This window comes from Amycolatopsis sp. NPDC049688 (genome assembly GCF_040674975.1).
Classification (GTDB): Bacteria; Actinomycetota; Actinomycetes; order Mycobacteriales; family Pseudonocardiaceae; genus Amycolatopsis.
This window is the reverse complement of record NZ_JBFANY010000004.1, coordinates 288299-297396: the sequence shown is the minus strand read 5'-3', so window position 1 is coordinate 297396 and position 9098 is coordinate 288299. Positions and strand designations below refer to the sequence as shown.

The 9098-nt window shown below is 70.9% G+C and carries 8 protein-coding genes and 1 pseudogene; 3 read left to right on the top strand and 6 right to left on the bottom strand.

Features of this window, described 5'->3' with window-relative positions; genetic code table 11:
• Positions 1 to 66: 66 nt before the first annotated feature.
• Both AB0J55_RS16705 and AB0J55_RS16700 read right to left on the bottom strand, forming a co-directional pair.
• Positions 67 to 879: pseudogene (locus tag AB0J55_RS16705) on the bottom strand (NACHT domain-containing protein); the annotation flags it as partial.
• Between the two features lie 136 nt (positions 880 to 1015).
• A complete protein-coding gene (locus tag AB0J55_RS16700; protein ID WP_364248653.1) occupies positions 1016 to 1660 on the bottom strand; it encodes a TetR family transcriptional regulator in 645 nt (214 codons plus the stop codon).
• A 102-nt stretch (positions 1661 to 1762) separates the two neighbouring features.
• Between AB0J55_RS16700 and AB0J55_RS16695 the strand changes: the two genes are divergently transcribed.
• From AB0J55_RS16695 to AB0J55_RS16685, 3 genes are read left to right on the top strand one after another with little or no spacing between them, the layout of a single operon-like run.
• Positions 1763 to 2251, top strand: a complete 489-nt coding sequence (locus AB0J55_RS16695; protein ID WP_364248651.1) for a 2Fe-2S iron-sulfur cluster-binding protein — start codon at positions 1763 to 1765, stop codon at positions 2249 to 2251.
• A complete protein-coding gene (locus tag AB0J55_RS16690) occupies positions 2248 to 3243 on the top strand; it encodes a xanthine dehydrogenase family protein subunit M (RefSeq protein ID WP_364248649.1) in 996 nt (331 codons plus the stop codon). The genes AB0J55_RS16695 and AB0J55_RS16690 overlap by 4 nt, the downstream gene beginning before the upstream one ends.
• Complete coding sequence (locus tag AB0J55_RS16685; protein WP_364248647.1) at positions 3240 to 5489, top strand: xanthine dehydrogenase family protein molybdopterin-binding subunit; 2250 nt, start codon at positions 3240 to 3242, stop codon at positions 5487 to 5489. The genes AB0J55_RS16690 and AB0J55_RS16685 overlap by 4 nt, the downstream gene beginning before the upstream one ends.
• Here the strand turns inward: AB0J55_RS16685 and AB0J55_RS16680 are convergent.
• From AB0J55_RS16680 to AB0J55_RS16665, 4 genes are all read right to left on the bottom strand, one after another.
• Positions 5479 to 5658 carry a hypothetical protein gene (locus tag AB0J55_RS16680; protein WP_364248645.1) on the bottom strand — a complete coding sequence of 60 codons (180 nt, stop codon included), beginning with the start codon at positions 5656 to 5658 and terminating at the stop codon, positions 5479 to 5481. The genes AB0J55_RS16685 and AB0J55_RS16680 overlap by 11 nt on opposite strands.
• 374 nt (positions 5659 to 6032) lie before the next feature.
• Positions 6033 to 6338, bottom strand: coding sequence for an AraC family transcriptional regulator (locus AB0J55_RS16675; protein ID WP_364248643.1), 306 nt, complete (start codon positions 6336 to 6338; stop codon positions 6033 to 6035).
• A gap of 7 nt (positions 6339 to 6345) precedes the next feature.
• The gene (locus AB0J55_RS16670) at positions 6346 to 7200 is read right to left on the bottom strand and encodes a hypothetical protein (protein WP_364248641.1); all 855 of its coding nucleotides are present in this window, start codon (positions 7198 to 7200) and stop codon (positions 6346 to 6348) included.
• Positions 7201 to 7298: 98 nt separating this feature from the next.
• Positions 7299 to 9029, bottom strand: a complete 1731-nt coding sequence (locus AB0J55_RS16665; protein ID WP_364248639.1) for a hypothetical protein — start codon at positions 9027 to 9029, stop codon at positions 7299 to 7301.
• Between the last annotated feature and the right edge of the window lie 69 nt (positions 9030 to 9098).

Here is a 9098-nt window from a genome sequence, read left to right as displayed (position 1 = left end):
CCGGTCAGGGAGTGCCCCGGGCCGAGATCGGTACCCCTGCGGACGGGACGTGATCACGAAGTCGTTGGCCGGGTGGTGGTGGATCTGCCGCTCGATCCAGTCCGCGACCTTCCGGCGGTCCTCCTGCCGGGCGACTTCGTCCAGCCCGTCCAGGAGCACGACGCAGTTCCCGTCGCGCAGCCGGTGTTCGAACCAGCCGGGTGGCTCTTCCCCGCAATGGCGTCCGGCGGCGCGGCGGACGAGCTCGGCCAGGCCGATTTCGGGCTCCGACACCACGGCGTCGACGTGGTCGCGCAGGTGCAGCAGGATCGGCACCCGCCGGTGGTGGCGCCGGTGGTCGAGGCAGATCAAGCGCGCGGTGTGCCGCAGCAGCGTCGTCTTCCCGCTGCCGGGCGCGCCGACGAGAGCCAGGACCACCGGCCGCGGTCGCCCCAGGAACTCCTGCAGCGACCGCCGGTCGGCGCCGGTCGGCCGGCGGTCGGGGAGCAGGCTGTCGGTCACGTCCTGTGGCGGGCGGAAGGTGAGGCTGACGTCGACGAAGACCTCGTCCAGCTCGGGGGTGTGGAAGCCGATGGTGGCCAGGCCCTTGAGATCGATGAAGCGCAGGCTGCCGAGCAGGAAGTCCCGGTAGCGGCGGCCGAACAGCGAAAGCCGCCGGACCAGCCACCGGTCGACGCGGTCCACGATCCGCGCCCGCCATCGTCCGCGCAGCTCCCGGGCGATCTCCCCGGTGACGGCGAGCGCCCCGGCGACCAGCGCGTATCCGGTCAGCAGCAGGACCGCCGACACCGGCCGGCCCGCCCAGACCGCGACGACGACGGGCGAGGCGGCCAGCGGCAGCAGCACGAGCTTGCGCACCGTACCCGTTCGGCTCCCCATGGTGACCCCACGATACGGGCCCGGCTTCCGTTTCGCCGCGTTTTTCGCCGAGAACCGGCCGTATGGAAGCCGGCGCGATTTTGACCAGGATTTGTCGGGTATTGATCGTGAATTGCCGGGACAATTCGACGGGTATTCAGCGCAGGGACGGCAAGCCGGCGGCGAAGGCGGCGAGCGCGCGCTTCAGCGTCGGGACGAGAGGCACGCACGCCGCGGCGAGGTCGGGGTTCTGCGCGTAGACCTCGAGCAGCGTCGGCGGCGGGTTCGCGGCCGGGTAGAGCATCCCCGCCAAGCCGCTGGCCACCGCAGCCAGCTCGAATCCCTCGCCCTCGGTCAGGTCCGGGTGCGCCTGGGCGACCGCCGCGCCGAGTTCGGTGATGGTGCCCAGCACCAGTCGCTTGAAATCGCGGGCGGTCGGGACCGAGACGTTGTGCTCCAGCGAAGTCGCGGTGTGACCCAGCAGGTCGCAGAACAGAGTCCGTTCGGCGAGCGTCTCGGCCAGGACGTCGACGACGTCGTTCCCGGACGCGAGCCGGCGGGTGACCTCGGCCGCCCAGTCGCGCCAGCAGGCGGAGGCCAGCTCGAGGTAGATCTCCTCGCGGGTGCCGAAGTAGCGGGTGACGTTGGACTTGGCCAGTCCCACGGCCGTGGCCACGCTGCCCAGGCTCACGTTGCGCACGCCGGATTCGAGCGCGAGCTCGCGGGCCGCCGCCAGGATGGCCGCGCGCCGCTGCTCCTTCTGCTCCGGCCGCCTGGCCCGCATGAACATCGACTGAGACATATCTCAGCCATCATACGGTCCACTTAACAGAACAACGTTCTCTTGTTAAGAGAACATCGTGCTGTTAAGTTGGCGGCACCGTCACGAGCGAAGGGGATCCACGTGGTCGAGGTGCGATTGCGGGTCAACGGGGTCGACGAGCTGCTCGATCTCCCACCACAAGTCAGCCTGCTCGACGCCCTGCGCGAGCGGCTGGGGCTGACCGGCACGAAGAAGGGCTGCGACCAGGGCGCCTGCGGCGCGTGCACGGTCCTCGCCGACGGCGAGCGGATCAACTCCTGTCTCGCGCTGGCCGCGCAGTACACCGGCCGCGAAATCACCACCATCGAGGGCGTCGACGACCCGTTGCAGCGGGCTTTCGTCCGCAACGACGGCTTCCAGTGCGGTTACTGCACCTCCGGCCAGATCTGCTCGGCGATCGGGATGCTGGCCGAGCACTCCGGCGGCGCGCCGAGCGCGGTCACCGAACACCTCGCCGCCACCGGCGGCGAGCTGACGGACGCGGAGATCCGGGAGCGCATGAGCGGCAACCTGTGCCGCTGCGGCGCCTACAACGGGATCGTCCAGGCCATCCAGGAGGTCGCGAGATGAGGTCGTTCACCTACCTGAGCGCCCCGGACGTCGAGACGGCCGTCCGCGCGATCGCCACCGAACCGAACGCGAAGTTCCTCGGCGGCGGGACGAACCTCGTCGACCTGATGCGCGAGGACATCGAACAGCCCGACGTGGTCGTCGACATCACCCGGCTGCCGCTGACCGGGATCGAGGAGCTGCCCGGCGGCGGCCTGCGGATCGGCGCGCTCGTGCGCAACAGCAGGCTCGCGGCCCACCCCCTGGTCCGGACCCGCTACCCGGTGCTGGCCCAGGCCATCCTCAACGGCGCTTCGGCCCAGCTGCGGAACATGGCGACCGTCGGCGGCAACTTGCTGCAGCGCACCCGGTGCCTGTACTTCTACGACGGAGCGGCCGCGTGCAACAAGCGCGCACCGGGCAGCGGGTGCGCCGCGATCGGCGGGTTCGCCCGGAACGCCGGCGTCCTCGGTGTCAGCGAGCACTGCGTCGCCACCCACCCCTCGGACATGGCCGTCGCGCTGGCCGCGCTCGACGCGGAAGTCGAGGTGGAGAGCACCCGCGGCGTCCGCCGCCTCCCGCTGACCGAGCTGCACCGCCTGCCCGGCCGCACTCCGCAGGTCGAGACCGCGCTGGCCGCGGACGAGCTGATCACCGCCGTCGAGCTGCCGGCCCTCCCGGTGGCCGCGCACTCCCGCTACCGCAAGGTGCGCGACCGCGCGTCCTACGCCTTCGCCCTCGTCTCCGTCGCGGCCGCGATGGAGATCGACGACGGCCTCGTGGCCGACGTCCGGCTGGCGCTGGGCGGCGTCGCCGCGAAACCGTGGCGCGCCCGCGAGGCCGAGCGGATCCTGCTCGGCGCACCGGCGACCGAAGAATCCTTCCGGCGGGCGGCCGCGGCCGAGCTCGCGCCCGCGGTGGGCCGGCCGGACAACACCTTCAAGATCGAGCTGGCGCAGCGCACGATCGTGGCGACACTGCGCCACCTGCGCACCGACGGGAGCGCGGCATGACCACGACCCTGCCCGCCACGGAGACCGTCGGCCCGGTCGTCGGCAAGCCGATCGACCGGGCCGACGGCACGGCCAAGACCACCGGCGCCGCCCGCTTCTCGGCCGAATACCCCCTCCCCGACCTGGCACACGCGGCGCTGGTGCACTCGACCATCAGCCGCGGCCGGATCACCGCGATCGGGACCGAGGCCGCGGCGGCCGTCCCCGGCGTCGTCGCGGTCCTCACCCACCTGAACGCTCCCCCGGTGAAACCGGCCCCGAAGGTGAACCCGCTCAACCTCGCCACCCTGGTCTCCGGCACTTCGGTCGACTACCTCAACACCGACGAGGTGCACTGGGACGGCCAGCCGGTGGCGGTCGTCGTCGCCGACACCCTCGAGGCCGCTCGCGAAGCCGCCGGGCTGGTCACCGTGACCTACGAACCGCGGCCGTCCATCGTGGACTTCGCGGCCGAGGAGAAGAACGCCAAGCCGCAAAAGAGCAACCTCATCATGTCCGGCCGAGCGAGGAAGGGGGACGCCGAGGCCGCGCTCGCCGCGGCACCGGTGTCGCTCGACCTGCGGTTCACCACGCCGACGCACCACCACAACGCGATCGAGCCGCACGCGACCACCGCGGCCTGGGACGGCGACCGGCTGACCGTCCACGACGGCACGCAGAACATCGACTGGGTCCGCACGCACCTTGCCCTGCGGTTCGGTATCCCGGCCGCGAACGTGCGGGTCATCGCCCCCTTCGTCGGCGGTGGCTTCGGCGGCAAGGGCTCGGTCTGGCCCGGCACGATCCTCGCCGCGCTCGCGGCCCGCGCGACCGGACGGCCGGTCCGGCTGATGCTCACCCGGGAAGGCGTCTACCGCACGGTCGGCGGCCGCACGCCGTCCACGCAGCGGGTCGCTCTCGGCGCCGGTACCGACGGCAGGCTGACCGCGCTCATCCACACCAGCGTGACCCGCACCGGGCGGGTCGGCGGCGGACCCGAGCAGGTGACATCGCAGTCGAGGCACCTCTACGCCGCCGAAAACATCCTGGTCCAGCAGAACCTGGTCGAGCTGGACCTGATCTCGAACACCTTCATGCGCGCGCCCGGTGAGTCGATCGGGACCTACGCGCTGGAGGCGTCGATCGACGAGCTCGCCTACCGGGTCGGCGTCGACCCGATCGAGCTGCGGATGCGGAACGAACCGGCGGTGAATCCCATCGACGGCAAGAAGTTCGCGCACCGGATGCTGCGGGAGGCCTACGCGCAGGGCGCCGAGCGGTTCGGCTGGGCCGACCGGACGCTGGAACCGGGCTCGATGCGCGACGGGCGGTGGCTGGTCGGGATGGGTGTCGCGTCGGCGTACCACCCGGCTCTGCAGTTCGCCGCCAGCGTCACGGTCCGGCTTTCGGTCGACGGCACCGTCCTGGTGCGGTGCGGCTTCCACGAGATGGGCATGGGCGGCGCGACGGCGCAGGCGCAGATCGCCGCCGACGCGCTCGGGGTGCCCTTCGAAGCGGTCCGGGTCGAGTACGGCGACTCCACGCTGCCGGTGAGCCCCGGGGCCGGCGGGTCCATGCAGACGGCGAGCATCGCCAACAGCCTGCTGGCCGCGTGCGAGAAGCTGAAGAAAGAACTGGACGCACTGGCGAAACGCTCAGGCTCCACCGGCGAAAGCCCGACGACGATCCTGGCCGAGGCCGGCGTGCCGTCGGTCGAAGCCGCCGTCGGCTCCGACACCCGGTTCGGCCGGGTGGCCGGGCAGCTGAAGTTCATGGCGAAGTTCGTCCGCGACCAGCGGCGCTGGGTGAAGGCCGCCTGCGGGGCCCAGTTCTGCGAGGTGCGCGTCGATCCGGACACCGGCGAGGTGCGGGTGTCGCGGTGGGTCGGGGTGTTCGACGTCGGCCGGGTCATCAACGCGAAGACCGCGTCGAGCCAGCTGCGCGGCGGGATCGTGATGGGTATCGGCATGGCACTGGCCGAGGAGACCCTGGTCGACCCGCGCACGGGACGGATCATGAACCCGAGCCTCGCCGAGTACCACGTCCCGGTGCACGCCGACATCCCGCCGATCGACGTCGGCTACCTCGACGACCCGGACCCGACGATGCCGCTCGGCCTGATCGGGGTGGGCGAGGTGGGCATCACCGGCGTCGCGGGAGCGATCGCGAACGCGGTCCACCACGCGACCGGCAAGCGGATCTACGACCTTCCCATCACCCTCGACAAGCTGTTGCAGGCCCCGGCGGCTTCCGTGCTCAGGCCTTGAGGTCGAACCCCGTGACGTACCAGGCGCCCTCGTGTTCCGCCACCTTGATGCCGAGGCTGAACGAGCCGGTGTCGCCGGTGGTACCGACGAGTTCCAGATCGCGCAGGGTACGTCCGTCGAGCTTGACCGCCGTGTCCGGCACGATGGCCTTGCCGTCCTTCGGAGTCACGGCGGCCACCTCGACCTTCCCCCGCGGGGGAAGGTCGAGGCCCGGCTTCGCCCAAGCCGCGTGCAGCGACTCGGGCCGGGCTCGCCGACCCGGCCCCGCGGGCCGGATCGCACGCCGCCACGACCAGGATCGCCGGCGGGAGGAACCACCGCGCCGCCGACCGCATCGGGCTGCCGATCAAGGACTTCCTCCTGGCTCAGCCAGCGTTCCGGCGCCGGGCTCCGACCGCCGGATTTCGTGGCCGGAGCCCGGGAAGGTCAACCAGCGCCGGGGAAGACTGCCTCTTCGGCCATCTTCGGGTGCCCGCCGCCGACGCCGCGAAGTCCGGCAGCCGCGCCGGTCGCGAGCCTCACCGCAACCCGGATCAGCCGCGGTCAGGCGAGCGCCCGCCGGCGGAACTCCGCCGGGGTGACGCCGACGGCCGCCTTGAAGCCCTGGCCGAAGTGGGGCGGATCGCCGAACCCCCATCGGGCTCCGATCGCCGCGACCGGGACGTCGCGGGCGGCCGGGGTTCGCGAGGTCGCGTTGGCAGGCTTCCACGCGGCGGTGCCGGATCCACCCGGCCACCGTGTGGCCGCTGTCGCGGAACAAGGCGTGCAGGTGGCGCACGGTAACGAAGCAGGCGGCCGCGATGGTGTCGACGTGACCGATGAGGCCTGCGCCGCGGCCGCCGACCTCATCCGACGGCTACGGCCGCGATCCGGGTGACTCGGCGGCCGGGGCACCACCGGTTGCCGAGGCACCCGCCGTGGTGGTCCGCGGCCCGGCCAGGCGGCGCTGGAGGTCGAGCACCGCTTTGGCCCTCGCGAATTCCACCGGGGTGAACGGCAGCAGGGGCCGGCTCACCACCACCGCGCCGCCGTCGGTGTCCAGCCGCAGCACCGTTCCGTCGATGCCTTCACCGGCCCCTCTCCCCCGGCGTCCGGCAGGTTTCCGTTCGACGGCGCAAGCGCCCAGCACCGCCGGCAGCAACTGGACCAGGTCCGTTTCCGCCGCGGCCGCCATCGTCAGCACGCGGGTCGGCAGATCGACGAACTCGTGCAGGTCCGCCGGCACCACCCGCACATCCCGGCCGCCGCCCAGCTCGACGACCGTGGCGATGTCCGCCGCGGTCGCGCCGGCGGGCGCGCGGACGAGGAATTCGTCCACCACGCCGTCCGGTACCGCGAGCACCTGCAACGAGACGATGTCGTAGCGGTGCGCCGCCAACGCGGCCGTCACCCCCGCCAAGCTCCCCGGTACGTCGCGGACCGTGGCGCGCATCCGCCACGCGACCCCGGTCCGCCCCGGAACTTCGTCCGCGGCGCGGCGTGCCGGGTCGGGCCGCGGACGGTGGGTCCACCACCGGCGCGCCGCGGCGGTGGCGATCAGCAGCCCACCCAGTCCGAAGAGCGCGATCGGCCCGACTCGGTTGTGCGACAACGTGCTGACGAACAGATCGGCGACCCCGGTGGCGATGAACAGCGCGGCGAGCTCGATCAGCTCACGGGTGATCGAGCTCGCTCGCCCGGCGGTTTTCGGCGGTACCTCGGCTTCGGTCATGCAGCCAGCGTCGGTGCCTTCCTTTACCCCGCCCTCGCTGTTCTGTCACGATTCAGTTAACCAAGGCGACCGGCTGCGGCTGGGCGCGCCGGGCCGAGTCAGCGGAACCACCGTTCGAACGTCCCGTCACCGTGAGCGTCGTCCAGCTTGCGGAAGATCTTCAGGTACACGGCGAGGTCGCCGGGCTGGCCGGCCATGGCCTTCTGCACGGCGGCCACGAGGGGGCCGCCGCGGTGCTCCACCAGGACACGGATGTCCTCGGCTTCCGGGTCGAACAGCACCGGCTTGAGCTTCTCCTCCGAGGAGAGGTGCGCCCGGCCTTCGTGGATGTTGAGCGACGGGGAGTCCGGCAGCCCTTCGTGGACGGACGGGCGTTCGATCGTTCCGGTGCTGCTCTCGACCTTGACGGTGTCGGGCGCTTGGCCGAACTTCCCGCCCATCAGGCGCTCGAACCGTCTCGGCGGCAGGTAGCCGGCGATCGTGTCCAGGCCGGACTTGACGTTGGGAGAATGGGTGTTCCGGCCCGTCGTCGTGACGACGATGGTTCCCCCCGAGGACTGCGGCAGGATCTTCGCGGTCAGGAAGAACTCGAGGAGTTGCTCCACGCTCTTCGCCTTTTCGGAGCCTGGGATGAGCTCCTTCCGTTCCCCTGCGGTCAGTTTGAGGTAGGAGGACACGGGAATGGAGTGCGTGACGTGCTGGATCTTTTTCGGGGTCACTTTGTTGGCGTTTCCGAGAATTCGCAGCCCCGGCGCGAGGCGCGCCAGCGCAGCGGTCCCCTCCCATCCTGCGGATTCGAGGGCCGCTGACGCGGCGCCGGAGGTGGTTCCGAAGTCTCGCACCGGGAAATTCCTGATGGATTCGTCGATTTTCTTCTTTAGGTCGGCCGGCTTTCCGCCGGCAAGTTCGGCGTTCTTGAAGGGACGGGTCCGGAACTCGATCTGCACGAGCGGTTCCCCGCTCTCCTCCCGGATGTCGTCGATGAGGAACTCGAGTGCGTCGGTGGTGGCGAGCGTGACGTTGATCAGGCTTTCGGCCATGGCCTTGAACCTGGGTTTGACGACGAAGTGGTTCCCCGTCTCGATCTCGAAGCCCATTCTCGTCGTCGGTTCCACCAGCGACCGGAGCTTCCTGACCCGCCCCTGCACCATCGTCACGTAGTCCCGGCACAGCCTGAGGTCGGAAACCGTGATGCCGTCGCCGCCCAACCGCTCGGCGAAGTGGCCGATGTTGGACCACAGCACGTCCACGGAGAGGGAACGAGCGGCCAGCGGAACCGACTTGAGCACGCCTTTCACCGCTTCGTCCCACCTCGGGGCGCGTGCGACGCCCAAGATCTCCTGACCCACGGCGGCGTGGATGTCGTTGACCTTCACGGTGATGCCGGGGAGATAACGACGGCACAGATCCAGCTCCGCGGCGTCCGGTGGATCCGTGCGGCGGAGCAGATACCGCACGTTGCCCCACCACACGGCGAGCGACGCCTGCTCCGCCTCGGCGGGGAATTCACGTATCGTATCTTCGACTATCCGGGTGAAGGTTTCCCCGTGACGGTTGACCGGGCCCGCCACGTAGGCGCGCAGCGACTGGAGGTCGATCGGGCCGGTGAGGACCACGTCGGGGTGATGTGCCCCGTCGATGACCCGCTGGACCACCGTGCGCGCGGACCGGGAACCGGTCACCAGGCCGGTGACCGCGCGGTTTCCGGCGGCGCACTGCAACTCGAGGAAACGAGCCCGGTGCCCGGGCACCGGCCCGTCCACCGGCGGGCGGCGAGCGCGAACGGGGTGCACTTCCGGTGCGGATTCCCTTTCGTGACCCGTTTCCATGGCACCCACCGCGCTCGGTTTTTTTCAAAATATCAGCGCGGCTCCGGCGTGTCGATGGGCGGCGGTCGC